This is a genomic window from Hydrogenophaga sp. PBL-H3 (genome assembly GCF_010104355.1).
Classification (GTDB): Bacteria; Pseudomonadota; Gammaproteobacteria; order Burkholderiales; family Burkholderiaceae_C; genus Hydrogenophaga.
This window is the reverse complement of record NZ_CP044972.1, coordinates 1,312,802-1,335,976: the sequence shown is the minus strand read 5'-3', so window position 1 is coordinate 1,335,976 and position 23,175 is coordinate 1,312,802. Positions and strand designations below refer to the sequence as shown.

General features: G+C 65.1%; 21 protein-coding genes. 13 read left to right on the top strand and 8 right to left on the bottom strand.

Annotated elements, in window-relative coordinates; translation table 11 throughout:
- Window positions 1-2: 2 nt before the first annotated feature.
- From F9Z44_RS06400 to F9Z44_RS06385, 4 genes are read right to left on the bottom strand one after another with little or no spacing between them, the layout of a single operon-like run.
- The gene (locus tag F9Z44_RS06400; protein WP_159604523.1) at window positions 3-662 is read right to left on the bottom strand and encodes an HAD family hydrolase; all 660 of its coding nucleotides are present in this window, start codon (window positions 660-662) and stop codon (window positions 3-5) included.
- A gap of 3 nt (window positions 663-665) precedes the next feature.
- Window positions 666-1,511: an S-formylglutathione hydrolase gene (gene fghA, locus F9Z44_RS06395; protein WP_159604521.1), complete on the bottom strand. Its 846-nt coding sequence runs from the start codon at window positions 1,509-1,511 to the stop codon at window positions 666-668.
- Window positions 1,511-2,617 carry an S-(hydroxymethyl)glutathione dehydrogenase/class III alcohol dehydrogenase gene (locus F9Z44_RS06390; RefSeq protein ID WP_159604519.1) on the bottom strand — a complete coding sequence of 369 codons (1,107 nt, stop codon included), beginning with the start codon at window positions 2,615-2,617 and terminating at the stop codon, window positions 1,511-1,513. Before F9Z44_RS06390 ends, fghA begins: the two co-directional genes overlap by 1 nt.
- A gap of 46 nt (window positions 2,618-2,663) precedes the next feature.
- On the bottom strand, window positions 2,664-3,107 hold the full coding sequence (locus F9Z44_RS06385) for a MarR family winged helix-turn-helix transcriptional regulator (protein ID WP_236574279.1): 444 nt from the start codon (window positions 3,105-3,107) through the stop codon (window positions 2,664-2,666).
- A 91-nt stretch (window positions 3,108-3,198) separates the two neighbouring features.
- Between F9Z44_RS06385 and F9Z44_RS06380 the strand changes: the two genes are divergently transcribed.
- A complete protein-coding gene (locus F9Z44_RS06380; RefSeq protein WP_236574278.1) occupies window positions 3,199-4,908 on the top strand; it encodes an FAD-dependent oxidoreductase in 1,710 nt (569 codons plus the stop codon).
- A 4-nt stretch (window positions 4,909-4,912) separates the two neighbouring features.
- Here the strand turns inward: F9Z44_RS06380 and F9Z44_RS06375 are convergent, their stop codons facing one another.
- Window positions 4,913-6,109, bottom strand: a complete 1,197-nt coding sequence (locus F9Z44_RS06375; RefSeq protein ID WP_159604515.1) for a urate hydroxylase PuuD — start codon at window positions 6,107-6,109, stop codon at window positions 4,913-4,915.
- 140 nt (window positions 6,110-6,249) lie between these two features.
- Window positions 6,250-7,110: a xanthine dehydrogenase accessory protein XdhC gene (gene xdhC, locus F9Z44_RS06370; RefSeq protein ID WP_159604513.1), complete on the bottom strand. Its 861-nt coding sequence runs from the start codon at window positions 7,108-7,110 to the stop codon at window positions 6,250-6,252.
- Between the two features lie 173 nt (window positions 7,111-7,283).
- Here xdhC and F9Z44_RS06365 point away from each other — a divergent pair, with 173 nt between their 5' ends.
- A complete protein-coding gene (locus F9Z44_RS06365) occupies window positions 7,284-7,844 on the top strand; it encodes an energy transducer TonB (RefSeq protein WP_236574277.1) in 561 nt (186 codons plus the stop codon).
- A gap of 117 nt (window positions 7,845-7,961) precedes the next feature.
- Here F9Z44_RS06365 and uraH read toward each other — a convergent pair whose 3' ends face one another.
- Window positions 7,962-8,315 carry a hydroxyisourate hydrolase gene (gene uraH / locus F9Z44_RS06360; RefSeq protein WP_159604511.1) on the bottom strand — a complete coding sequence of 118 codons (354 nt, stop codon included), beginning with the start codon at window positions 8,313-8,315 and terminating at the stop codon, window positions 7,962-7,964.
- Between the two features lie 72 nt (window positions 8,316-8,387).
- Here uraH and F9Z44_RS06355 point away from each other — a divergent pair, with 72 nt between their 5' ends.
- From F9Z44_RS06355 to F9Z44_RS06310, 10 genes are all read left to right on the top strand, one after another.
- Window positions 8,388-9,053, top strand: coding sequence for a GntR family transcriptional regulator (locus F9Z44_RS06355; RefSeq protein ID WP_159604509.1), 666 nt, complete (start codon window positions 8,388-8,390; stop codon window positions 9,051-9,053).
- On the top strand, window positions 9,050-9,997 hold the full coding sequence (gene puuE, locus F9Z44_RS06350) for an allantoinase PuuE (RefSeq protein ID WP_159604507.1): 948 nt from the start codon (window positions 9,050-9,052) through the stop codon (window positions 9,995-9,997). The genes F9Z44_RS06355 and puuE overlap by 4 nt, the downstream gene beginning before the upstream one ends.
- A gap of 3 nt (window positions 9,998-10,000) precedes the next feature.
- Window positions 10,001-11,782, top strand: a complete 1,782-nt coding sequence (gene uraD, locus F9Z44_RS06345; protein ID WP_159604505.1) for a 2-oxo-4-hydroxy-4-carboxy-5-ureidoimidazoline decarboxylase — start codon at window positions 10,001-10,003, stop codon at window positions 11,780-11,782.
- 107 nt (window positions 11,783-11,889) lie between these two features.
- On the top strand, window positions 11,890-13,137 hold the full coding sequence (locus F9Z44_RS06340; RefSeq protein WP_159604503.1) for a M20/M25/M40 family metallo-hydrolase: 1,248 nt from the start codon (window positions 11,890-11,892) through the stop codon (window positions 13,135-13,137).
- 67 nt (window positions 13,138-13,204) lie between these two features.
- Window positions 13,205-15,502 (top strand): NADP-dependent malic enzyme, encoded by a 2,298-nt coding sequence (locus F9Z44_RS06335; protein WP_201450018.1) that lies wholly within the window; start codon window positions 13,205-13,207, stop codon window positions 15,500-15,502.
- Window positions 15,503-15,678: 176 nt separating this feature from the next.
- Window positions 15,679-17,160, top strand: coding sequence for a nucleobase:cation symporter-2 family protein (locus F9Z44_RS06330; protein WP_159604501.1), 1,482 nt, complete (start codon window positions 15,679-15,681; stop codon window positions 17,158-17,160).
- 281 nt (window positions 17,161-17,441) lie between these two features.
- Complete coding sequence (locus tag F9Z44_RS06325; RefSeq protein WP_159604500.1) at window positions 17,442-18,473, top strand: ABC transporter substrate-binding protein; 1,032 nt, start codon at window positions 17,442-17,444, stop codon at window positions 18,471-18,473.
- Window positions 18,474-18,542: 69 nt separating this feature from the next.
- A complete protein-coding gene (locus F9Z44_RS06320) occupies window positions 18,543-19,379 on the top strand; it encodes an ABC transporter ATP-binding protein (RefSeq protein WP_159604499.1) in 837 nt (278 codons plus the stop codon).
- 12 nt (window positions 19,380-19,391) lie between these two features.
- Window positions 19,392-20,165 carry an ABC transporter permease gene (locus F9Z44_RS06315; protein ID WP_159604498.1) on the top strand — a complete coding sequence of 258 codons (774 nt, stop codon included), beginning with the start codon at window positions 19,392-19,394 and terminating at the stop codon, window positions 20,163-20,165.
- Window positions 20,162-20,638 (top strand): nucleoside deaminase, encoded by a 477-nt coding sequence (locus tag F9Z44_RS06310; protein WP_159604497.1) that lies wholly within the window; start codon window positions 20,162-20,164, stop codon window positions 20,636-20,638. Before F9Z44_RS06315 ends, F9Z44_RS06310 begins: the two co-directional genes overlap by 4 nt.
- A 184-nt stretch (window positions 20,639-20,822) precedes the next feature.
- Here the strand turns inward: F9Z44_RS06310 and F9Z44_RS06305 are convergent, their stop codons facing one another.
- The gene (locus F9Z44_RS06305) at window positions 20,823-21,842 is read right to left on the bottom strand and encodes an aromatic ring-hydroxylating dioxygenase subunit alpha (RefSeq protein ID WP_159604496.1); all 1,020 of its coding nucleotides are present in this window, start codon (window positions 21,840-21,842) and stop codon (window positions 20,823-20,825) included.
- Window positions 21,843-22,132: 290 nt separating this feature from the next.
- Here F9Z44_RS06305 and F9Z44_RS06300 point away from each other — a divergent pair, with 290 nt between their 5' ends.
- A complete protein-coding gene (locus tag F9Z44_RS06300; protein ID WP_159604494.1) occupies window positions 22,133-23,161 on the top strand; it encodes an ABC transporter substrate-binding protein in 1,029 nt (342 codons plus the stop codon).
- The last annotated feature ends 14 nt before the right edge of the window (window positions 23,162-23,175 follow it).

Here is a 23,175-nt window from a genome sequence, read left to right as displayed (position 1 = left end):
ACTCAGGCGTGTTCGGTGAGCCAGTCGTGCAGTTCGCGCACCGAATGCGCCACGTGCAGGGGCTTGAGTTCGTGGAAGGCGTCGGGCTCGTGCGCGCCGTAGCTCACACCCACGCTCGCACAGCCCGCGTTCAGAGCCATCTGCAGGTCGTGCGTGGTGTCGCCGATCATGAGCGTGCGCTCGGGCGCCACACCGAACTCGCGCATCAGCTCAAGCAGCATCAGCGGGTGGGGCTTGCCCGCGGTTTCATCGGCGGTGCGCGAGCCGTCGAACAGGCCGGCCAGCTCCACCGTCTGCAGCACCTCGTCGAGCCCGCGGCGGCTCTTGCCAGTGGCCACGGTCAGCCAGTGCTGGCGGCCCTTGAGCTCGGCCAGCAGAGGCAAAACACCATCGAACAGGCTCAGGTCGTGTTGGCGCGTCGTGTAGTGATGGCGGTAGCGCTCGCCCAGCTGCGGGTATTTCTCGGGAGGCACGTCGGGCGCGGCGTGGGCCAGGGCCTGCATCAGCCCCATGCCGATCACGTAGCTGGCGGCCTGGGTGGTGGGCGTTGCCCCTCCCACGTCGGTCACCGCCAGCTGGATGCAGCGGGCGATGAGCGCCGTGGAATCAAACAGGGTTCCATCCCAGTCGAAGGCAATGAGGTCGTATTGGCGCGCGTGCATGGTTCAGTGATTCGCCAGTGCCTGCGCGTGGTGGCGCAGGTGGTCGTCGATGAAGCTGTTGATGAAGTAGTAGCCATGGTCGTAGCCAGTGTGGCGGCGCAACGTGAGCGGCTGGCCGGCTTGCTGGCAAGCGGCTTCGAACAGGTGCGGATGCAACTGCGACACGAGGAAGTTGTCGGCCAGACCCTGGTCGATCAGCAACGGAGGCAGCTTGCCACCGGCCTTCAACAGCTCGGTGGCGTCGTGAGCGGCCCAGGCCGCGTGGTCCGCGCCCAGGTACCCCGTGAACGCCTTCTCACCCCAGGGGCACTGGCTCGGTGCTGCGATCGGTGCGAAGGCCGACACACTCTGATAGAGCTCCGGGTGGCGCAGCGCCAGCGTGAACGCGCCGTGGCCACCCATGGAATGGCCGAAGATGCCCACGCGATCAGGCCGCGCCGCAAAGCTCGTCAACACCAGCGCACGCAGCTCCCGGGTGATCCAGCTTTCCATGCGGAAGTGCTTGGCCCAGGGTGCCTCTGTGGCGTCGAGGTAGAAGCCGGCACCATGGCCGAAATCCCATGCGGCGTTCGCGCCTTCGATGCCGGTGTCGCGCGGGCTGGTGTCGGGCGTGACGATCATCAAACCGAGTTCGGCCGCCACGCGTTGGGCACCGGCCTTGATGGCAAACGTCTCCTCGGTGCACGTCAGTCCCGCCAGGAAAAACAGCACCGGCACCGGCCCAAGAGCCGCTTGCGGCGGCACGAACACGCCGAACTTCATCGGCAGCCCGACCTCTGTGGATGCGTGGCGGTAAAAGCCCTGCACGCCGCCGAAGCAGCGGTGCTCGCTGAGCGTCTCCACCGCCATCAGAACTCCACGACCGCTCGGATCGATTCGCCGCGCTTCATCAGCGCAAAGCCCTCGTTGATGTCGGCCAGCTTGAGCTTGTGGGTGATGAGGTCGTCGATGTTGATCTTGCCTTCCATGTACCAGTCCACGATCTTGGGCACATCGGTGCGGCCACGCGCGCCGCCGAAGGCCGAGCCTTCCCACTTGCGACCGGTGACCAGCTGGAACGGGCGCGTGCTGATCTCGGCACCCGCCTCGGCCACGCCGATGATGATGCTGCGGCCCCAGCCCTTGTGCGTGCACTCCAGTGCGTCGCGCATCACCTTGGTGTTGCCGATGCACTCGAAGCTGTAGTCGGCGCCGCCGTCGGTGAGCTGGACGATGGCGTCCACCACATTCGGCACTTCTTTCGGATTGATGAAGTGCGTCATGCCGAACTTGCGCGCCATGGCTTCACGCGCGGGGTTGAGGTCGACACCGATGATCTTGTCGGCACCCACCATCTTCGCGCCCTGGATCACGTTCAGGCCGATGCCGCCCAGGCCGAACACGACCACGTTGGCGCCTGCCTCGACCTTGGCCGAGAAGATCACCGCGCCGATGCCGGTGGTGACACCACAGCCGATGTAGCAGACCTTGTCAAACGGTGCGTCTTCGCGGATCTTGGCCAGCGAAATTTCAGGCGCCACGGTGTAGTTGCTGAAGGTGCTGGTGCCCATGTAATGAAAGATGGGCTGACCATCCAGGCTGAAGCGGCTGGTGGCGTCGGGCATCAGACCCTTGCCTTGCGTGCCGCGGATCAGCTGGCACAAATTGGTCTTGCGGCTCAGGCAGAACTTGCACTGGCGGCACTCAGGCGTGTAGAGCGGGATGACGTGGTCGCCCTTCTTGAGCGAGGTCACGCCAGGGCCGACGTCCACCACGATGCCCGCGCCTTCATGGCCCAGGATGGCGGGAAAGATGCCTTCGGGGTCGGCGCCCGAGAGCGTGTAGTAGTCGGTGTGGCAGATGCCAGTGGCCTTGATTTCCACCAGCACTTCGCCGAACTTCGGGCCCTCGAGATCGACAGTTTCAATGGTGAGGGGCTGGCCTGCTTTCCAGGCGACGGCGGCTTGCGTTTTCATGGTGTTTTCGGTGGATTGATTCGATCGGCGTCGAGGGTACCGCAGATCAGTTCGTGCCGTCCTGCGCACCGAGGGATTCCACCACGCCCGCATACCCTGCCAGCGCGTTGAGCAGCGTTGCTGCAGCGTCTTCACCGATCTCCTCAAAAAGCTCCCGCTCGGCTTTCTTCAAAGCCCTGGCAAACGCGGCCAGCCACAGCCGGCCCGCATCGGTGAAGCTCACGATGCGCACCCGCCGGTCTGACGGATCGGCGAGCCGAACCACCAGCCCGAGGCCCTCGCACTGGTCGATCAGCTCGGTCATGGCCGCGTTCGTCATGTTCGCGCGCTGGGCCAGCACGGTGATGCGGGTGCCCTCCAGGTCGAGGTGGCGGGTGAGGTTGATGTGGGGCAGCCGCGTCTGGGCATGACCCGACTGGGCCATCAACGCCAGCACCCGGGCCTCGAAGCGCGTCAGCGCATTGCCCAGAACACGACCTGCGTTGTGCATGCGCCAGGCGTCTGTCGCACGGCGAGGTCTGGACGCTGTCTTGTTTTTCGGTACACTCAAAGTATTTAGGCAACCTAAGCAAATAACCGACATGGCTGGTCAATTATCGATGAGCGCGGCGGATGAGCCGGGCGAGAAAGTCCGGACCGACGTGCTCATTGTGGGCGGCGGGCCCTGCGGCCTCATGCTGGCCAACGAGCTCGGGCGACGCGGCGTGCGCACACTGCTGGTGGAGCCCAAGCCTGGAACCGCCTTCAACCCGCAGGCCAACGCGACACAGGCTCGCACCATGGAGCATTTCCGCCGGCATGGCTTTGCGGCCGAGATCCGGGAACAAGGTCTGCCAGCCGATCACCCAACCGACATCGCCTACTTCACGCGGTTCAGCCAACACGAACTGGCGAGGCTTCGCTTGCCGACAGCCCGAAATGCCGCAACAACCATCAAGGGCCTGAGCGGCTCGTGGAGCGCGGCGGAGCTGCCCCACCGCGTGTCGCAGAAGTTCGTCGAGGCGACCCTGCTGCGCCACGCCAACCGCTGGCCCGGCATCGGCATCAGGCACGGCTGGAAACTTCTCGAGTTCACCGACAAAGGTCACGAGGTGGAGGCGCACATCACCTCGGTGGATGGCGCAGCCTCCTGCACGGTGACGGCGAGTTACCTCATCGGCGTCGACGGCGCCCGCAGCACGGTGCGCCAACAACTCGGCATCGGGTATGGCGGCACCACCGGCTTCAAGCGCGATTTCATGGGCGGGAAGATGTTCGCCGTGTACTGCCGTGCGCCCACGTTCTATGACGCGCTGCCCCATGACAAGGCCTGGATGTACGTGTCCGTGAATTCGCAGCGACGCGCCTTCATGGCCTCCGTTGATGGTCAGAGCGAATTCGCCTTCCACGCCGCCATTCACGAGGGCGAAGACGCCGACGCCTGGACCGAGGACGATGCCCGGCGCATCTTCTCGCAGGCCATGGGATGCGAGCTTCCCATCGACGTGTTGTCCATGCTCACGTGGACGGCTGGGCATGCGCTGGTCGCGGAGAAATTCCAGCACGGCCGGGTCTTCCTCGGCGGCGACGCGGCGCATCTGTTCACGCCGACCGGAGGCCTGGGCTACAACACGGCGGTGGAAGACGCCGTCAACCTGGGCTGGAAGCTGGCCCATGTCCTGCAAGGGCGCGCGCCCGCATCGCTGCTCGACACCTACGAAACCGAGCGCAAGCCGCTGGCGCAGCGCAACACCGGCTACGCCCGACACTTTGCCGACTCCATCGGTCTGTTCCAGGTCACGCCAGAACTCGAACAGGACACAGCTGGCGGTGAAATGGCCCGCCAGGCCGCCGCAGTGCACCTCAACGCGCACGTGCGGCTGGAATTCAACATTCCAGGCGTGACCTTCGGTGGTCGCTACGACGGGTCGCCCATCATCGTCCCCGATGGATCAATACCGCCAGTGGACAAGCCCAACGAGTACGTGGCCACGGCCTGCCCGGGCGGACGCCCACCACACGCATGGCTGGAAGACGGGCGATCGCTCTACGACACGTTCCACTTCGAATGGACCTTGCTGGCGCTGGGGCCAGACGCACCCGACACGTTCGCCTTCGAGCAAGAGGCCCTGCGGGCGGGGCTGGACCTGCGGGTGGTGCGCCACGCCGCACCGGAACTGCTGGCGCTGTACGAGGCGCCGCTCGCGCTGATACGGCCTGACCAGATGGTCGCCTGGCGCGGAGAGGATGCCACACAGGCCTCTCGGGTGCTGGGCACCTGCACTGGCCGGCTCGCCAGTGCGCCGTCCTGAACGCTCAATCGACCTTGGCGCCACCCTTGAACCACTGACCCACCAGCGCGCGCTCCGCCTCGGTGATGCCCGTGGCGTTGTTCATCGGCATGATGCGCGTCACCACCACCTGCTGGTGGATCGCCTGCGCGTGCTGCTTCACCGACTCGGCTGAATCGAGCCGCACGTTCTTGGACTGCAGGGCTTCGCCATGGCACATGACGCAGCGCTGCTCGATCACCGGCTTGAGCAGCGCGTAAGTCACGGTGTCGGGCACCGCCACCACCTGCACCGGCGCAGGCTTGAGCCACACGATGAGCGCGACCAGCACCACCACACCCGCTGCCGCATAGGGCCAGGGATGCGGATTGCGGCCCAGCTTGAAGCCGTGGCGCATGACGAAGAACTGGCGGATCGCCGCGCCCGCGAACATCATGCCGATCAAGATCAGCCAGTTCTGCGGGTGCGTGTAAGTGAAGCTGTAGTGGTTGCTCAGCATCGCGAACAACACCGGCAATGTGAAGTAGGTGTTGTGCACGCTGCGCTGCTTGCCACGCTTGCCGTGGATCGGGTCGACCGGCCGGCCCGCCTTGAGGTCGGCCACCACGGTGCGCTGGCCCGGGATGATCCAGAAGAACACGTTGGCGCTCATGGCGGTGGCGATCATCGCGCCCATCAGCAAAAAGGCCGCGCGCCCGGCGAACAGCTGCGTGGCCAGCCAGGCCGCCACGCACACCAGCACCAACACCAGCGCGCCCACCTTGGCGTCACCGTTGTCGCTTTGCCCGAGCGTGCGGCAGATCGCGTCGTACAGCAGCCAGAACACCACCAGAAAGGCCAGCGCACCGGCGATGGCAGCGCCCGGACTCCAGACAAACACGTTGGGATCAATCAGGTAGACGCTGGGACTCCAGAGATACGAGATGAGGAACAGCGCAAAGCCCGAGAGCCAGGTGGAGTAACTCTCCCAGTAGAACCAGTGCAGGTGCTCCGGCAGCTTGGGCGGCGACACAGCGAACTTCACCGGGTGGTAGAAGCCACCGCCGTGCACGGCCCAGAGTTCACCGCTGACACCGTCCTTCTTCAGCTGTTCGTCCTCGGGCGGCGTGAGGCTGCTGTCCAGAAAAACGAAGTAAAAAGATGAACCGATCCAGGCAATGGCCACGATCACGTGCAGCCAGCGCAGCAGCAAGTTGGCCCAATCAAGCAGGTAGGTTTCCATGGCACCTCAAGGCAACGTCAAGGGTTGCGACTCACCACCGCGGGCGCTCTGAGCCGACTGAGGGCCGCGATTGGGTGGGCTTGCACCCACCTGCTCCGCTGCGACCAAGTTGGCAAAGTGTATACAACTCTTGAAGACAATCAAGCTGTTTTCGGGGTGGCTGCATTGCCACCCACGACTAGCAACAACTGCGCCACGACCGACGCGGCGATCACCGCCGGCACCTTGCTTTCAATGCCCGGCAGGCCGATCGGGCAGGTCACGCGGCCCAGCTCCTCGGCCGAGAAACCACGCTCGATCAACCGATGACCAAAGGTCGCCCACTTGGTGCGGCTGCCAATCAGACCGATGAAAGCCAGGTCGTTGCGCGCCCGCTGGCGCAGCAGGCAGGTGGCCACCACGTCCAGGTCTTCGGCGTGCGAGAAGCTCATGATCAGCACGCAGGACCCTGCCGGCACATCGCGCACGGCGGCATGCACAGGGTCGGAATGTTCGGTGATCACAGGCGCCGGCAGGTACTCGGGAAACACGCCATCGCGGCTGTCGATCCAGTGCACGTCGAAAGGCAGCGGCTCCAGCGCCCGCACGATGGCCCGCCCGACATGGCCGCCACCGAACAGCGCCAGCGGCGTGTGCGCGGACCGCAGACGGGTGCGCAGCCCATCGCCGTGCGATGCACTCACCGGCTCGAAGCGCAACACCAAAGAACCACCACAACATTGGCCCAGGCTGGGCCCGAGCGTGACCCGCTCCCGCCAGGCCGGGGGAGCCGCGTGGGGATGTGCAGCCCAGCGCGCCAGAGCTTCGCGGGCCTGCTGTGTGGCTTTCCACTCAAGGTGCCCGCCGCCGATCGTGCCCACTTCGCCGCGTGTCGCGTCTGCGAAGACCGCCATCCACGCACCCGCCTCGCGAGGAACGGAGCCCCGTGTTTCCTCAACGGTGACGAGCACAGCCGGAAGGTGCGCCAGATTCAGCAGAAAGGTTTCAAGTTCGCTGGCCATGTGTGGCGTCGGGGTCAAAAAATGTGTATGCAGAAGTAAGGGCAAAGCAGGCACGTCAGTATCGAACGTACTGTGCGAAACGTCGCAGTCGATCCACAATACAGCCCATCCACCCGTTCGTATGCGCCCGCTTGGCCACACCGGGTTCCAGACAGATCAAACAGGTTTGCCCCATGAGAGACATCGAACCCGCACCCCGCTCAGATGCAACCGCCGCGCGCGACCCGGTCGATCGTGGCTTGTGGGCCTGGATCGGCGTGGCGAGCGCCGCGTTGCTGGCCTCATGCTCCACCCCTGTGCCCCCACCCGCTGTGCCCGCGCCACCCATCGCCGTGGTGCCGGCACCCGCACCTCCACCCGTGAGCGCCCTGCCTGCACCCAGTCTCATCTCGCAGGCGGGCTCGCCACTGGAATACCGCAAGGACGGTGCGCGGCACATTTACGAGCGCAACAGCGCCCGCATCTACAAGGGCCAGCTGCCACCGCTCATGCACGCGGTGGGCGTGTTGCAGGTGGACGTGGACAGCCGCGGCAATGTGCGCAACGTGAACTGGATGCGCGCACCCAGCCATGTGCCCGATGTGATGCGCGAGATCGAGCGCACCGTGCGAGATGCCGCACCCTTCCCGGCGCCGGTGCGCATGGGTGGCGTGACCTACACCGATATCTGGCTGTGGGACAAGAGCGGCAACTTCCAGCTCGACACGCTGACCGAAGGCCAGCGCAGCAAGTAACACCCCCGCGCCGCCTGCGGCGTCACCCCCTCAAGGGGGCAACGCGGTGCGGCCTGGCGAAGCCAGTTCCGCCGCGTTCTGGGTTCAGGCACGCTCTCCTGCGAGGGAGGTGCAACGTCAACTCCCCCGATACGTCGAATAGCTCCACGGGCTCACCAGCAGCGGCACGTGGTAGTGCTGGTCGGTGTGCGCCACGCCGAAATCCAGTGAAACGCGGTTGAGGAAATTCGGCTCGGGCAGTGTCACGCCCCTGGCCGCAAAGTAGCCCTTCACGTCGAACACCAGCCGGTAGGTACCCACCTTCAGGCTAGCGTTGTCGTACAGCGGCCCGTCCGGGTTGCGGCCGTCCTGGTTCAACACAAAGCGCTTGACCAGCGTGGCTTGGTCGCCTTGCGTGGTGTGCAGTTCCACCTGCATGCCGGCAGCGGGACAGCCGTGCATGGTGTCCAGAACGTGTGTACTCAAGCCCATGGTCGTCCTTTGAAAGATGGTCAGTCGACCGAAATTGTATACACTTTTTGTTTTTCTGGATATGATGATTCCATGGAAACATCCAGCACCCTGCACATCGTCGAATCGCTCACCCGGGCCATCGTCGAGCACCGTCTGCACCCGGGCACCAAACTGGCCGAGCAAAAGCTCGCCGACCATTTCGGGGTGTCGCGCACCCTGGTACGCCAGGCGCTGTTTCAGCTCTCGCAGAACCGGCTGATCCGGTTGGAGCCCGCGCGCGGCGCCTTTGTGGCCGCGCCCTCGGTGGAAGAAGCGCAGCAGGTGTTTGCGGTGCGGCGCATGCTGGAAGCAGAAATGACCCGCGCCTTCGTCAAGACCGTGACCAACGCCAAGATCAAGGCGTTGCGCGAGCACGTGGCCCAGGAAAAGCTCGCGGTGAACAACGAAGACGTGGCCGGGCGCACCGAGCTGCTGGGTGACTTTCACGTGCGCATGGCCGAGCTCATGGGCAACCAGGTGCTGGCCGAACTGCTGCGCGAACTCATCTCTCGCTGCGCGCTGATCACGCTCATGTACCAGAGCAACCAGGCCGCCGAACACTCCAACGACGAACACGCCGACATCGTGAAGGCGCTGGCCGCGCGCGACGAAGAACTGGCCGTGCGCCTGATGAACGAGCACCTGCAGCACGTCGAGGAAAACCTCACTTTCGACCGCAAGCTGCCCACCAACGACATATCGATGGCCCTGTCATGACCTACGACGCCACCCTTCCCTACCCGCGCGACCTGGCCGGCCACGGCCGCAACCCGCCGCACGCGCGCTGGCCCAACGGTGCGCGCATCGCCGTGCAGTTCGTGCTGAACTTCGAAGAGGGCGGCGAAAACAGCGTGCTGCACGGCGACGACGCATCCGAGCAGTTCCTCTCCGAGATGTTCAACCCGGCGGCCTACCCGGCGCGGCACATGAGCATGGAAGGCATCTACGAATACGGCTCGCGCGCCGGCGTGTGGCGCCTGCTGCGCGAGTTCGAGCAGCGCGGCCTGCCGCTCACGGTGTTTGGCGTGGCCACCGCGCTGCAGCGCTGCCCCGATGTGACAGCCGCCTTTGTCGAGCTCGGGCACGACATCGCCTGCCATGGCCTGAGGTGGATCCACTACCAGCACGTCGACGAGGCCACCGAACGTGCCCACATGGCCCAGGCCATGCAGATCATCCAGGACCTCACCGGCAGCCGGCCACTGGGCTGGTACACCGGGCGCGACAGCCCCAACACGCACCGCCTGGTGGCCGACTTTGGCGGCTTCGAATACGACAGCGACTACTACGGTGACGACCTGCCGTTCTGGATGAAGGTGAAGAAGACCGACGGCAGCAACACCCACCAGCTCGTCGTGCCCTACACGCTGGACTGCAACGACATGCGCTTCGCGCTGCCTCAGGGCTTCTCGCACGCCGACCCGTTCTTCCAGTACCTCAAGGACAGCTTCGATGTTCTCTACAAAGAGGGCGACCCCGCTGGCCTGGACTGCCCCAAGATGATGAGCATCGGCATGCACTGCCGGCTGCTCGGCAAGCCCGGGCGCATGGCAGCGCTGCAGCGCTTCCTGGATCACATCGCGCAGCACGACCATGTGTGGGTGGCGCGGCGCATCGACATTGCCCGCCACTGGCGGCAACACCACCCGGCACCCATCTGACCCATGACACTCAACCTGCAACATCTCAACAGCGCCCCGCCAGCCGATGCGCTGAACCTGCTCGACGGCCTGTACGAACACTCGCCGTGGATCGCCGAGCAGGCGCTGGCGCAACGACCTTTTGCCTCGCTGGCTGCGCTCAAACACGCGATGGTGACCGTGCTGGCCCAGGCCAGCGTGGACGCGCAGCTGGCCCTCATCCGCGCCCACCCCGAACTCGCCGGCAAGGCCATGGTGAGCCAGTCGCTCACCGCAGAGTCCACCAACGAGCAGACCAGAGCCGGCCTCACGAACTGCACGCCCGAGGAGTTCGCGCACATCCAGCAGCTCAACGCGCAGTACAACGCGAAGTTCGGTTTTCCCTTCATCCTGGCCGTGCGCGGCCCGCGCGGCACCGGCCTGGCCAAGCGCGAGATCATCGCCACGTTTGAGCGCCGCCTGGGCAACCCGGTGGACTTCGAGCGCGCCGAGTGCCTGCGCCACATCCACCGCATCGCCGAGATCCGGCTCAACGACAAGTTCGGCTTCGAGCCAGCGCTCGGCAACGCCGTGTGGGACTGGCACGAGAACCTGGCCCGCCACAGCGACCCCGAGTTCGCCGAGCGCGGCGAGCTCACCGTGACGTACCTCACCGATGCGCACCGCGCCTGCGCCGCCGACCTGGTGATGCGCATGCGGGAGTGCGGGTTTGACGAGGTGACGATCGATGCGGTGGGCAACGTGGTGGGGCGCTACCACGGCAGCGCCGCCGATGCACCCGCCCTGCTCACAGGAAGCCACTTCGACACCGTGCGCAACGGCGGCAAGTACGACGGGCGCCTGGGCATCTTCGTGCCCATGGCCTGTGTGAAGCAGCTCCATGCGGCTGGCAGACGCCTGCCGTTCGCCATCGAGGTGGTGGGCTTTGCCGAAGAAGAAGGCCAGCGCTACAAGGCCACCTTTCTCGGCTCGGGCGCGCTCACCGGCCACTTCAACCCGGCCTGGCTCGACCAGCAAGACGCGGACGGTGTGACCATGCGCGCAGCCATGCAGCACGCCGGCCTGCCGGCCACGCTGGAGGCCATCAAGGCGCTCAAGCGTGATCCTTCCAGGTACCTCGGCTTCGTCGAGGTGCACATCGAACAGGGCCCGGTGCTCAACGAGATGGACCTGCCGCTGGGCGTGGTCACCTCCATCAACGCCAGCGTGCGTTACCTGTGTGAAACCATCGGCATGGCCAGCCACGCCGGCACCACCCCCATGAACCGAAGGCGTGACGCGGCCAGCGCGGTGGCCGAGCTCGCGCTCTACGCCGAGCAACGCGCCACCGCCGACGGTGACTCGGTCGCCACCATCGGCATGCTGCAAGTGCCTGGCGGCTCGATCAACGTGGTGCCCGGGCGCTGCCGCTTTTCGCTGGATTTGCGCGCGCCCAGCAACGCGCAGCGCGATGCGCTGGAGCGCGACATCCTGGCGCAGCTGCGCGCCATCTGCGAGCGCCGGGGGATCGGCCTCAGCCTTGAAGAAACGATGCGCGCAGCCGCCGCGCCCAGCGCACCCGCCTGGCAGGTCCGCTGGGAACAAGCGGTGAACGCCCTGGGCGTGCCGCTGCACCGCATGCCCAGCGGCGCCGGCCACGATGCCATGAAGCTGCACGAGGTGATGCCGCAGGCCATGCTCTTCGTGCGTGGCCTCAACAGCGGCATCAGCCACAACCCGCTGGAGTCCACCACCAGCGACGACATGGAGTTGTGCGTCAACGCCTTCTCGCACCTGCTCGACCAACTCGCCATCGGACAGCGCTGAAAAACCACCGTGCCTGCGAGCCCTTCGACAGGCTCAGGGCGAACGGACACCACCTTCCACAACAACCTCCTCCGTTCGGGCTGAGCTTGTCAAAGCCCTCACCAACCATGACCCTTCATACCCAACTCGACGCCTGGATCGACGCCCACTTCGACGAGGAAGTGCGCTTCCTGCAGGAGCTCGTGCGCGTGCCTACCGACACGCCGCCAGGCAACAACGCACCGCACGCTGAACGCACCGCCGAGCTGCTCGCCGCCATGGGCCTGAACGCCGAGAAGCACGCGGTGCCCGCCGCCGAGGTGCAGGCCGCCGGCCTGCAGAGCATCACCAACCTCATCGTGCGCCGCCCCTATGCACCGGGCAATACGATCGCGCTCAACGCACACGGCGACGTGGTGCCGCCCGGCGAAGGCTGGACGCACGACCCCTACGGTGGCGAGATCGTGGACGGCAAGATTTACGGCCGCGCCACCGCGGTGAGCAAGTGCGACATCGCCAGTTTCACCTTCGCGATCCGTGCGCTTGAATCGCTGGGCACGAAGCTGGCCGGTGGCGTGGAACTGCACGTGACTTACGACGAGGAGTACGGCGGCGAGGTCGGCCCCGACTGGCTGCTCAAGAAAGGCCTCACCAAGCCCGATCTGATGATTGCCGCCGGTTTCAGCTACCAGGTGGTGGTGGCGCACAACGGCTGCCTGCAGCTGGAGGTGACGGTGCACGGCGACATGGCGCACGCCGCCATTCCGGACAGTGGCACCGACGCGCTGCAAGGGGCCACGCACATCCTCAACGCGCTGTACGCGCTCAACACCGACTACCTGTTGGTCACCTCCAGCGTCGAGGGCATCACCCACCCCTACCTCAACGTGGGCCAGATCAGCGGCGGGACCAACACCAACGTGATCCCCGGCAAGGTTGTGCTCAAGATCGACCGCCGCATGATCCCCGAGGAAGACCCGACCGAGGTGGAAGCGGCGCTGCGCCGCACCATTGCCGATGCCGCTGCCAGCTTCAACCCACCACGCGGGGGACGCGCGATCCGCGTGGACGTGAAGCGTATTCTGTTGGCGCGCGCACTAAAGCCCCTGCCCGGCAACCGGCCGCTGGTCGATGCGATCCAGAAGCACGGCCAGGCGGTCTTCGGCGAAACCATTCCCGCTGTGGGAACGCCGCTCTACACCGATGTGCGCATCTACGGCGAGCACGGCATTCCCGGCGTGATCTATGGCGCAGGCCCACGAACGGTGCGCGAGTCGAACGCCAAACGCGCTGACGAAAACCTGGTGCTTGAAGACCTGCGTCGCGCCACCAAGGTGATCGCGCGCACGCTGTTCGACCTCTTGCAACCCAGCTGAAACCCGAATGGCGCGAGCCCCTGCCGAGGGCACAATGAAATCCACAAAAACGGCCACAGGAGACAACATGACACCCGCTGAAGAAGCCCTGCGCGACGCCGCGTTCGAATACCACCGCCTGCCGCGCCGCGGCAAGATCTCCGTCAACCCCATCAAACCGCTGTCCAACCAGCGCGATCTCTCGCTGGCCTACTCGCCCGGCGTGGCCTACCCCTGCCTGGCCATCGAGGCCGACCCCACGCTCGCGGCCGAATACACCAGCCGCGGCAACCTGGTCGGCGTGGTCACCAACGGCACCGCCGTGCTCGGCCTGGGCGACATCGGACCGCTGGCCAGCAAGCCGGTGATGGAGGGCAAGGGCTGCCTGTTCAAGAAGTTCGCCGGCATTGATGTGTTCGACATCGAGCTGGCCGAGAAGGACCCTGACAAGCTGGTCGAGATCATTGCCGCGCTGGAGCCCACGCTGGGCGGCATCAATCTGGAGGACATCAAGGCGCCCGAGTGCTTCTACATCGAGAAGAAGCTGCGCGAACGCATGGGCATTCCCGTGTTCCACGACGACCAGCACGGCACCGCCATCATCTCGGCTGCCGCGCTGCTCAACGGCCTGGAGCTGGTGGGCAAAGACATCGGCACGGTCAAGCTCGCCGTCAGCGGCGCGGGCGCTGCCGCCATTGCGTGCCTGGACGTGATGGTCGGCCTGGGCGTGGCGCGCGAGAACATCTTTGTGTGCGACTCCAAGGGCGTGATCCATGAAGGCCGCCCAGGCGGCTATGACGAATCGAAGGCGCGCTACGCGCAGAAGACAGACAAGCGCACGCTGGCCGATGCGGTCAGTGGCGCCGATGTGTTCCTCGGCTGCTCGGCCCCGGGCGTGCTCACCGCCGAGATGATGAAGACCATGGGCCCCAAGCCCATCGTGCTCGCGCTGGCCAACCCGGAGCCCGAGATCCGGCCCGAGCTGGCCAAGTCCGTGCGGCCCGACTGCATCATCGCCACCGGTCGCAGCGACTACCCCAACCAGGTCAACAACGTCCTGTGTTTCCCCTACATCTTCCGGGGCGCGCTGGACTGCGGCGCCACCAGGATCACCGAGGAAATGAAGCTCGCCTGCGTGCGCCAGATCGCCGATCTGGTGAAGAGCGAGACCAGCGAGGAAGTGGCCAACGCCTACGCCGGTCAAGACCTCTCCTTCGGACCCGACTACATCATCCCCAAGCCGTTTGACTCGCGCCTGATCCTGCGCATTGCGCCCGCCGTGGCGCAGGCCGCCGCCGACTCCGGCGTGGCCACGCGGCCCATCCAGGACATGGAGGCCTACCGGCAGGAACTCAGCCGCTTTGTCTACCAGACCGGCCTGCTGATGCAGCCGGTGTTCAACACGGCGCGCGCCATCGCATCCAACGCCAAGCGCGTGGCCTACGCCGACGGTGAAGACGAGCGTGCGCTGCGGGCGGCGCAGATGGTGATCGACGAAGGCCTGGCCACACCGATCCTGATCGGGCGCCCTGCGGTCATCAAGATGCGCATCGAAAAAGCCGGCTTGCGCATCCGCCTGGGCACCGACGTTGAGAACGTCAACCCCGAGGAAGATCCCCGCTTTCGCACCTACTGGGAGCACTACCACGCGCGCATGGGACGCGACGGCGTCACGCCCGAGATGGCCAAGGCCGCCGTGCGGCGTTCCAACACGCTGATCGCGGCCCTCATGGTCTCGCTGGGCGACGCAGATGCCATGCTGTGCGGCCTGGTGGGCAGCTTTGACACCCACCTGGAGCGCGTGCGCAACGTGATCGGCCTGCGCACAGGCGCGAGCACCTTTGCCACCCTCAACGCCATCATGACCGAGCAGAGCACGCTCTTCATCGCCGACACCTTCGTCAATGACGATCCCGACGCCGAGCAGCTCGCCGAGATCGCGGCCATGGCCGCGCAGCAGGTACAACGCTTCGGCCTGCCGCCCAAGGTGGCCTTCCTCTCTCACTCCAGCTACGGCTCGTCCGCTCGGGCTTCCGCCCGCAAGATGCGCCGTGCGCGCGACCTGTTCGTGGCGGCGCACCCCGAGATCGAATGCGACGGCGAGATGCATGGCGATGCGGCCCTGTCGGAAGACGTGCGCAAGGCATACCTGCCCGCCACCGCGCTTCACGGCTCGGCCAACCTGCTGATCTGCCCCAATCTTGACGCGGCCAACATCCTGTTCAACGTGCTCAAGACCACCAACAGCCACGGCGTGACAGTGGGCCCCATGCTGCTGGGCGCGGCTGCACCGGTGCACATCCTCACACCCTCGGCCACCGTGCGCCGGGTGCTCAACATGACGGCGCTGGCGGCGGCCAGTGCACAAGGTGCCAGCAGGACCTGAGCGCTCGCGCTCATGACGACAAAGGGACGCTGCGGCGTCCCTTTTTTTGGCCTGCACCCAACGACCAGACGCCGACGAGGCTATCCACCCGTCAGAAACCGGGTTTCCCCTAGCTATCTCCATAAAAACGTACACATAAACTGTATACACATTTGCATGCATCAAAGGAAGAATCCATGTCCACCGCTGTCCACCCCGTTGATGAAGTCCTGCCCGCGGGCAAGCTCACCGCCCTCGGCCTGCAACACGTGCTGGTGATGTACGCCGGCGCGGTGGCGGTGCCGCTGATCGTGGGTCGCGCGCTCAAGCTCAGCCCCGAGCAGGTCGCCATGCTCATCTCTGCCGACCTGTTCTGCTGCGGCCTGGTCACGCTGATCCAGGCGCTGGGTGCCACGCAGTGGTTCGGCATCAAGCTGCCGGTGATGATGGGCGTGACCTTCGCCTCCGTCGCGCCCATGGTGGCCATGGCCAACAGCAACCCCGGCATGCAGGGCGCGGGCCTGATCTTCGGCTCCATCATCGGCGCGGGCGTGGTCTCCATCGCCATCGCGCCCGTCGTCAGCCGCATGCTGCGTTTCTTCCCGCCCGTGGTCACCGGCACCATCATCGCGGTCATCGGCATCAGCCTCATGCGCATCGGCATCAACTGGATCTTCGGCAATCCTGTGGGTCCCACCGCGCCCAGCATCACCAGCCCCGAACACCTGCAGTGGCTCGACGCGGTCAGGCAGGCCGCCGCCAGCGGCGCCGTGCCCGAGCTGCCCAAAGGCCTGGCCATCGTGGGCAGCGTGCCCAACCCTGCCTACGCGCAGATGCCCCACATCGCCATCGCTGCCGTCGTGCTGGCCGCCATCCTGCTGATTGCCAAGTTCGCGCGCGGCTTCATCGCCAACATCTCGGTGCTGCTGGGCATCGTCATCGGCGGCGTCATCGCCACCGCCGCCGGTCTCATGAATTTCGACAAGGTGGGCAAGGCCAACTGGTTCGACCTCGTGCTGCCGTTCGAGATTGCCGCGCCGGTCTTCGACCCCATCCTCATTCTCACCATGAGCCTGGTGATGATCGTGGTCATGATCGAATCCACCGGCATGTTTCTCGCGCTGGGCGACATGACCGACCGCAAGATCGACCAGAGAGCGCTCACCGCAGGTCTGCGCACCGACGGCCTGGGCACGCTCATCGGGGGCATCTTCAACACCTTCCCCTACACCAGCTTTTCGCAGAACGTCGGCCTGGTCGGCGTGACCGGCGTCAAGAGCCGCTTCGTCTGCGTGGCCGGCGGCGCCATCCTCATCGTGCTGGGCCTGCTGCCCAAGATGGCGGCGCTGGTCGAGTCGCTGCCGACCTTTGTGCTCGGTGGCGCGGGGCTGGTGATGTTCGGCATGGTGGCCGCCACCGGCATCCGCATCCTGGCCGGCGTGGACTACAAGGGCAACCGCAACAACCTCTTCATCGTGGCCGTGTCCATCGGCTTCGGCATGATCCCGCTGGTCGCCCCGAGCTTCAAGCAGTGGATGCCGCACGCCATCCACCCGCTCATCGAATCGGGCATCCTGCTCGCATCCCTCAGCGCCGTGGCGCTCAATCTGTTCTTCAACGGCAGCCAGGGCGACATGGCGGCGACCGTCCACGCGGCCCGGCAGGCCGAAGCGCACTGACCGTCGCCAGCACATCCCACCAGGCCCCGATCGGGGCCTTTTTCATGGGCAGCGATGCCTCATCATGGTGCACACCAAACCGGTGCGCACCATTCAGGGTTACCCATGTAGACGCAGGCAGCCTGCGAAACCAGAATCTGTATACACATTCTGTGTTCAAACGGCTCCCCGGCATCTGTTTCCAAGGGTAAGCACGGCTGGCACCCTTATTGCTGATGAACAACCATGCCCGGGCGCTCCATCCACGGACCCTTGCAACCCTTCACCCCTCAGGAGAACCCATGAACAAACGCCATTTCCTCCAGACCGCCGCCGCCCTGGCCACCCTGGCCGCCATGGGAACCGCCCAGGCCCAGACCGCCGTGAAATTCCAGCTCGACTGGCGCTTCGAAGGCCCGGCCGCGCTGTTCCTGCAGCCGGCCGCCAAGGGTTACTTCAAGGCCGCCGGTCTGGACGTGACGATCGACTCCGGCAACGGCTCGGGCGGCACTGTCACCCGCGTGGCCTCGGGCACCTACGACATGGGCTTTGCCGACATGGCCGCACTCATGGAGTTCCACGCCAACAACCCGGACGCCCCCAACAAGCCGGTGGCCGTGATGATGGTCTACAACAACACGCCAGCCGCCGTGCTCGCACTCAAGAAGAGCGGCATCGCCAAGCCGGCCGACCTGAGCGGAAAGAAACTCGGCGCCCCGGTGTTCGACGCTGGCCGCAAGGCATTCCCGATTTTCCAGAAGGCCAACAGCGTGAGCAACGTGGCCTGGACCTCGATGGATCCACCGCTGCGTGAAACCATGCTGGTGCGCGGCGACATCGACGCCATCACCGGCTTCTCGTTCACCTCGCTGCTCAACCTGGAAGCGCGTGGCGTGAAGGCCGAAGACGTGATCATCCTGCCCTACGCGGACTACGGCGTGAAGCTGTACGGCAACGCCATCATCGCCAGCCCCAAGATGATCAAGGAGAACCCGGCTGCCGTGAAAGCCTTCCTCACGGCGTTCGCCAAGGGCGCCAAGGAGGTCATGGCCAACCCGGCTGCCAGCATCGAGAGCGTGAAGGCGCGCGACGGCATCATCAACGTGCCACTGGAGACCCGCCGCCTGCAACTCGCCATCGACTCGGTGGTGGCCAGCCCCGACGCGCGCAAGGAAGGTTTCGGCCTCATCAACCCCGGCCGCATGAGCCTGATGGCCTCGCAGGTGTCTGACGCCTACGCCACCAAGACCCGCATCGACCCGACCGCCATCTGGAACGGCTCCATGATGCCGGCCGCCGCCGACCTCAACGTGCTGCCACCCATCAAGAAGTAAGGCTGGCCCGGCACCTCTGGCCCAGGCCAGCCACCCCACGGCGGCTGGCCTTTTTTTCAGGAATTTTTCATGCAAACCGACCCGAGTTCCGACGCTGCCAGCGACAAACCCTTTGTGGATTTCGACCAGGTCTGGCTGGCCTACAACGACGATCTGCTGGCGAAGAACCTCTTTGCGGTCGAAGACATCAACCTCAAGGTCAAGCGCGGTGAGTTCATCGCCATCGTCGGCCCCTCGGGTTGCGGCAAGTCCACCTTCATGAAGCTCACCACCGGGCTGAAGATGCCCAGCATGGGCAAGATCCGCATCGACGGCCAGCCCGTGACCGGTCCGCTGAAGATCTCGGGCATGGCGTTTCAGGCGCCCTCGCTGCTGCCCTGGCGCACCACGCTCGACAACGTGCTGCTCCCGCTGGAAATCGTCGAGCCCTACCGCAGCCAGTTCAAGGACCGGCGCAAGGAATATGTGGAACGCGCAGGCCGCCTGCTGGCCAGCGTGGGCCTGGGCGGCATGGAGAAGAAGTTTCCCTGGGAACTCTCCGGCGGCATGCAGCAGCGCGCCAGCATCTGCCGCGCCCTGATCCACGAGCCCAAGATGCTGCTGCTCGACGAGCCCTTCGGCGCGCTCGACGCCTTCACCCGCGAAGAACTCTGGTGCACGCTGCGCGACCTGTGGGAGGCGCAGCGCTTCAACGTCATCCTGGTCACGCACGACCTGCGCGAGTCGGTGTTTCTGGCCGACACGGTGTATTGCATGAGCAAGAGTCCCGGGCGCTTCGTGGTGCAGCGCGAGATCCCGATTCCGCGCACGCGCGACCTGGAGGTGACCTACACCAAGGAGTTCTCCGACATCGTGCTGGAACTGCGCGGCCACATCGGTGCCATGCGCACGCCAGTCAACCAATAACGGAGCCACACCATGAGCCTGAACAAGAAACAGATGGAGCGCTGGTCGCCGTTTTTGCTGCTGCTGGCCATCGTCGTCATCTGGGAAGTCATCACCAGCGGTTTCGGGGTCTCCGAATTCATCTTTCCCAGCCCCTCGCGCATCTGGGAACAGACCGTGGAGCACAAGACCACCATCCTGGGTCATGCCTGGCGCACCTACTGGGTGACCATGGCCGGCTTCGGCATTGCCATCGTGGTGGGCGTGTTGCTGGGCTTTCTCATCGGCAGCTCGCGCCTGGCCTATGCGGCGGTCTACCCGCTCATGACGGCCTTCAACGCCCTGCCCAAGGCGGCGTTTGTGCCGATCCTGGTGGTGTGGTTCGGCATCGGCGTGGGCCCGGCCATCCTCACGGCGTTTCTCATCAGCTTCTTCCCGATCATGGTGAACATCGCCACGGGTCTGGCCACACTGGAGCCCGAGCTGGAAGACGTGTTGCGCGTGCTGGGTGCCAAGCGCTGGGACGTGCTGACCAAGGTTGGCCTGCCGCGCTCCATGCCCTACTTCTTCGGCTCGCTCAAGGTCGCGATCACGCTGGCGTTTGTGGGCACCACGGTGTCGGAGATGACGGCCTCCAACGAAGGCATCGGCTACCTGTTGATCTCGGCCGGATCGTCCATGCAGATGGGTCTGGCCTTCAGTGGTCTGCTGGTGGTGGGTGCGATGGCGATGGTGATGTACGAGCTGTTCAGCTGGATCGAAAAACACACCACGGGCTGGGCACACCGGGGTTCGCAGAACGCATGAACGCGGACCAGGTCGCCAAACACCTGCGCCGCGCCAACGAGGTGGCACGGCGCGCGGCGAGCATGGGACGCCATCCGTTCGGTGCCTTGCTGGTCGCGCCCGATGGTGAGACGGTGCTGGCCGAGCAGGGCAACATCGACACGGTGAACCACGCGGAGTCGACGCTCGCGCGCACGGCGGCGGGCAACTGGCCGGGTGAGTACCTGGCGCGTTGCACCTTGGTGACCACTTTCGAGCCGTGTGCCATGTGCACCGGCACGATTTACTGGGCCAACATCGGGCGGGTGGTGTACGGGGCCAGTGAAGAAGTCCTGCTCGCGCTCACCGGCAGCCACGAAGAAAACCCCACTCTGTCCTTGCCTTGTCGTGAGGTGTTGGCTCGGGGGCAGAAGGTGGTTGAGGTCATTGGGCCTGTGGCTTCTTTGGAGGCTGAGATGTTGGAGCCGCATCTCGGGTTTTGGTCTTTGCGCTGAGTTGTTTTCGCCGGTGAGTCCGGTCGCTCGTCAAGGCTCACTCCAACATCACTTCAGCTCGCGGGCGCGGTGTGCGCTGCGCAGCGGCATCAAGGAGGAGGCGGCACCAGCCGCCGGGGGACAGCCGCGGAGCAGCGCACACCGCGTCCGCGAGCCCACGAAATGCAGGCGTGCAGCGCAACGATCAGCGATGAACTTCCACCTCACCCGCGGACGACAACAGCGCCATCAGCTTGCGACGAATCAGGATCCCCGGCCGATCCGAGTCCATCGAATACTCAACCCCACGTCGACGCAAATCCACCACCGCATCCGGGTCGGTCGATTCCAGGATGTCCTTGTCTTCCCGCGTGATCTCGTCGTCGAAATCGATCAGCATCTGCGCCGGGCAATCAGCTTCGGTGTCGTTGCGGAACAGCCATTGGCACAATTGCATGCGACCGTCGTCGATGGGCGTGAAGGCGTTGATGATGATGTGGCGAATGCCGCTCGGATATTCAATATCAAGCCGGCGTGAAAACGGCTGGTAATACGCGTTGCGCATGTGCCGCTGCGTGATCGCATCCTTCACCCCGCTGATGCGCTGGAAGCGCTCCGGATTCGCCGCATCGATCACCGTCTCGGCGTAGAAGCCCGCATCGTTCTCCACCAGCTCGTACTTGCTCGGCGCCGGCGACGCAGCCACTCCAAAGGTGGCGCGGTGCACGAAGCTGAAGTGCGAGTTGTCGAAGGAGTTTTCCAGCGCGCGCACCGGGCTGGTGTTCCACGTTTCGTAAAACTGGAAGATGGTGCGCCAGCCCTCGGCCTCGAATTCCGGAATCACCGGGATCTCGGCCACCGGGTCTTCAAGGGCCACCCAGGCATAACCGTAGCGCGCCGTGCAGTGGTAGGCCGTGGTGCCGTAGTCCTTGGGAATTTCGCGCTCGGGTGGGTACTGCGGAATCATGATCACGCGGCCGCTGCGGTTATAGACCCAGCCGTGGTAGCCGCACTGGATGTTGCCGTCCTTGCACCAGCCTTTGCTGAGTCTGGCGGTGCGGTGGCAACAGCGGTCCTTGAGCGCAGCGGGCTCGCCGTGTTCGTCGAGAAAGAGAACGATGTTTTCACCCAGCAGGGTGAAAGGCTTGGGGCCGTCGGCCAGCAGACTCAGCGGCATGACGGCGTGCCAGTAGCGGCGGAAGACGGGCTGTTGGGTGACCAGCATGGAAGCGCTCCTGAATGAAATGGCTTGAGGAATCTCAAGAGCAATTTCCTGCCCCGCATGGCGCGGGACTGAACGCTTCTACTCTGGGCAAGGATGCTAGCAAAACGCAGGCCATGGTGGCGCACCGCTTTGGAGAATCCCGGTTGGCATGCGTCGTGCGTACAGACCCTTCGCAGAGTAGAAGCGTTCAGCGGATGCCCCGTCACCCGCCCGGAAATTGCTCTTGTACGTCCCCTGTGGCCAAGCGGCCCAAGGGGTTGAAACAAGCCCATTTTTTCTGGAGCCACGCCATGCAACGCCGCCTCTTCATCGCATCTTCCGCCGCCCTCGCCTCACTGGGCGCGCCCACCGTGTGGAGCCAGTCGGCCCCCAAGCTCATCCCCATCAAGTTCACGCTGGATTTCCGCATCACCGGCCAGACCTCGCCCTTCTTTCTGGCGCAGCAGCGCGGTTACTACAAGGACGAAGGCCTGGACGTGAGCATCGATGTGGGCGCGGGATCGGTCGCGTCCATCACGCGCATCGCCAGCGGCGTCTACCAGATGGGTCTGGGCGACATCAGCTCGCTGATCGAGTTCCAGGCCAGCCAGAGCGGCACGCCTTTGGTGCAGGCGGTCTACCAGTACTACAACCGCGCACCGTTTGCGATCATTGGTCGCAAGGACCGTGGGATCACCAGCGACTGGCGCAGCCTGGAGGGCAAGAAGATCGCCGCCGCAGCGGTGGAATCCACGCGCCGCGCCTGGCCCATGGTGGCGCGCAAGCTGCGCGTGAAAGACGACTATTTCCAGTGGGCCACCACCGATTTTTCCTCGCGCGACAACGTGGTGGTGCGCGGCGACGTGGACGGCGCCACCTACTTCCACGACTCGGCCGTCTCGCTGTTCGCGCGCATGAAGCTCGACGACCTGTCCATCCTGCAGTACCAGCAGGCTGGCGTGAACCTCTATGGCAACGCCATCCTGGCGAGCAACGCCATGACCACGCAGAACCCGGCCGCCGTGGCCGGTTTCCTGCGCGCGACCAACCGGGCCATTCTGGAGAGCATGGTCGACCCGGCCGCTGCGATTGCCTCCACCAAGGTGCGCGAGCCCATCCTGAATGAAACGGTGGAGCTGGAGCGCTGGCGCATCACGCAGCAGTACATCGCCGCGGCCGACACCAAGGGCCATGGCCTGGGCGATGTGCTCAAGCGCACGCTCGAAGAACAGGTGGACGAGGTGGTCAGCGTGTACGGGTTGAAGACACGCCCCGGCGTGGAAGGCGTGTTCAACCGCGCCATGCTGCCGGCAGCGAACCAGAGAATGGTGAAGGCGTGAAGGACGCACAAACG

What these genes read in the sequence shown, in the direction of transcription:
- fghA (WP_159604521.1), bottom strand. Translation starts at nt 1,511, where the DNA reads ATGGCGGTGGAGACGCTCAGCGAGCACCGCTGCTTCGGCGGCGTGCAG.
- F9Z44_RS06320 (WP_159604499.1), top strand. Translation starts at nt 18,543, where the DNA reads ATGCAAACCGACCCGAGTTCCGACGCTGCCAGCGACAAACCCTTTGTG.
- F9Z44_RS06310 (WP_159604497.1), top strand. Translation starts at nt 20,162, where the DNA reads ATGAACGCGGACCAGGTCGCCAAACACCTGCGCCGCGCCAACGAGGTG.
- F9Z44_RS06335 (WP_201450018.1), top strand. Translation starts at nt 13,205, where the DNA reads ATGACACCCGCTGAAGAAGCCCTGCGCGACGCCGCGTTCGAATACCAC.
- F9Z44_RS06355 (WP_159604509.1), top strand. Translation starts at nt 8,388, where the DNA reads ATGGAAACATCCAGCACCCTGCACATCGTCGAATCGCTCACCCGGGCC.
- uraD (WP_159604505.1), top strand. Translation starts at nt 10,001, where the DNA reads ATGACACTCAACCTGCAACATCTCAACAGCGCCCCGCCAGCCGATGCG.
- F9Z44_RS06315 (WP_159604498.1), top strand. Translation starts at nt 19,392, where the DNA reads ATGAGCCTGAACAAGAAACAGATGGAGCGCTGGTCGCCGTTTTTGCTG.
- puuE (WP_159604507.1), top strand. Translation starts at nt 9,050, where the DNA reads ATGACCTACGACGCCACCCTTCCCTACCCGCGCGACCTGGCCGGCCAC.
- F9Z44_RS06400 (WP_159604523.1), bottom strand. Translation starts at nt 662, where the DNA reads ATGCACGCGCGCCAATACGACCTCATTGCCTTCGACTGGGATGGAACC.
- F9Z44_RS06385 (WP_236574279.1), bottom strand. Translation starts at nt 3,107, where the DNA reads ATGCACAACGCAGGTCGTGTTCTGGGCAATGCGCTGACGCGCTTCGAG.
- xdhC (WP_159604513.1), bottom strand. Translation starts at nt 7,110, where the DNA reads ATGGCCAGCGAACTTGAAACCTTTCTGCTGAATCTGGCGCACCTTCCG.
- F9Z44_RS06330 (WP_159604501.1), top strand. Translation starts at nt 15,679, where the DNA reads ATGTCCACCGCTGTCCACCCCGTTGATGAAGTCCTGCCCGCGGGCAAG.
- F9Z44_RS06390 (WP_159604519.1), bottom strand. Translation starts at nt 2,617, where the DNA reads ATGAAAACGCAAGCCGCCGTCGCCTGGAAAGCAGGCCAGCCCCTCACC.
- F9Z44_RS06300 (WP_159604494.1), top strand. Translation starts at nt 22,133, where the DNA reads ATGCAACGCCGCCTCTTCATCGCATCTTCCGCCGCCCTCGCCTCACTG.
- F9Z44_RS06305 (WP_159604496.1), bottom strand. Translation starts at nt 21,842, where the DNA reads ATGCTGGTCACCCAACAGCCCGTCTTCCGCCGCTACTGGCACGCCGTC.
- F9Z44_RS06340 (WP_159604503.1), top strand. Translation starts at nt 11,890, where the DNA reads ATGACCCTTCATACCCAACTCGACGCCTGGATCGACGCCCACTTCGAC.
- F9Z44_RS06325 (WP_159604500.1), top strand. Translation starts at nt 17,442, where the DNA reads ATGAACAAACGCCATTTCCTCCAGACCGCCGCCGCCCTGGCCACCCTG.
- uraH (WP_159604511.1), bottom strand. Translation starts at nt 8,315, where the DNA reads ATGGGCTTGAGTACACACGTTCTGGACACCATGCACGGCTGTCCCGCT.
- F9Z44_RS06365 (WP_236574277.1), top strand. Translation starts at nt 7,284, where the DNA reads ATGAGAGACATCGAACCCGCACCCCGCTCAGATGCAACCGCCGCGCGC.
- F9Z44_RS06375 (WP_159604515.1), bottom strand. Translation starts at nt 6,109, where the DNA reads ATGGAAACCTACCTGCTTGATTGGGCCAACTTGCTGCTGCGCTGGCTG.
- F9Z44_RS06380 (WP_236574278.1), top strand. Translation starts at nt 3,199, where the DNA reads ATGGCTGGTCAATTATCGATGAGCGCGGCGGATGAGCCGGGCGAGAAA.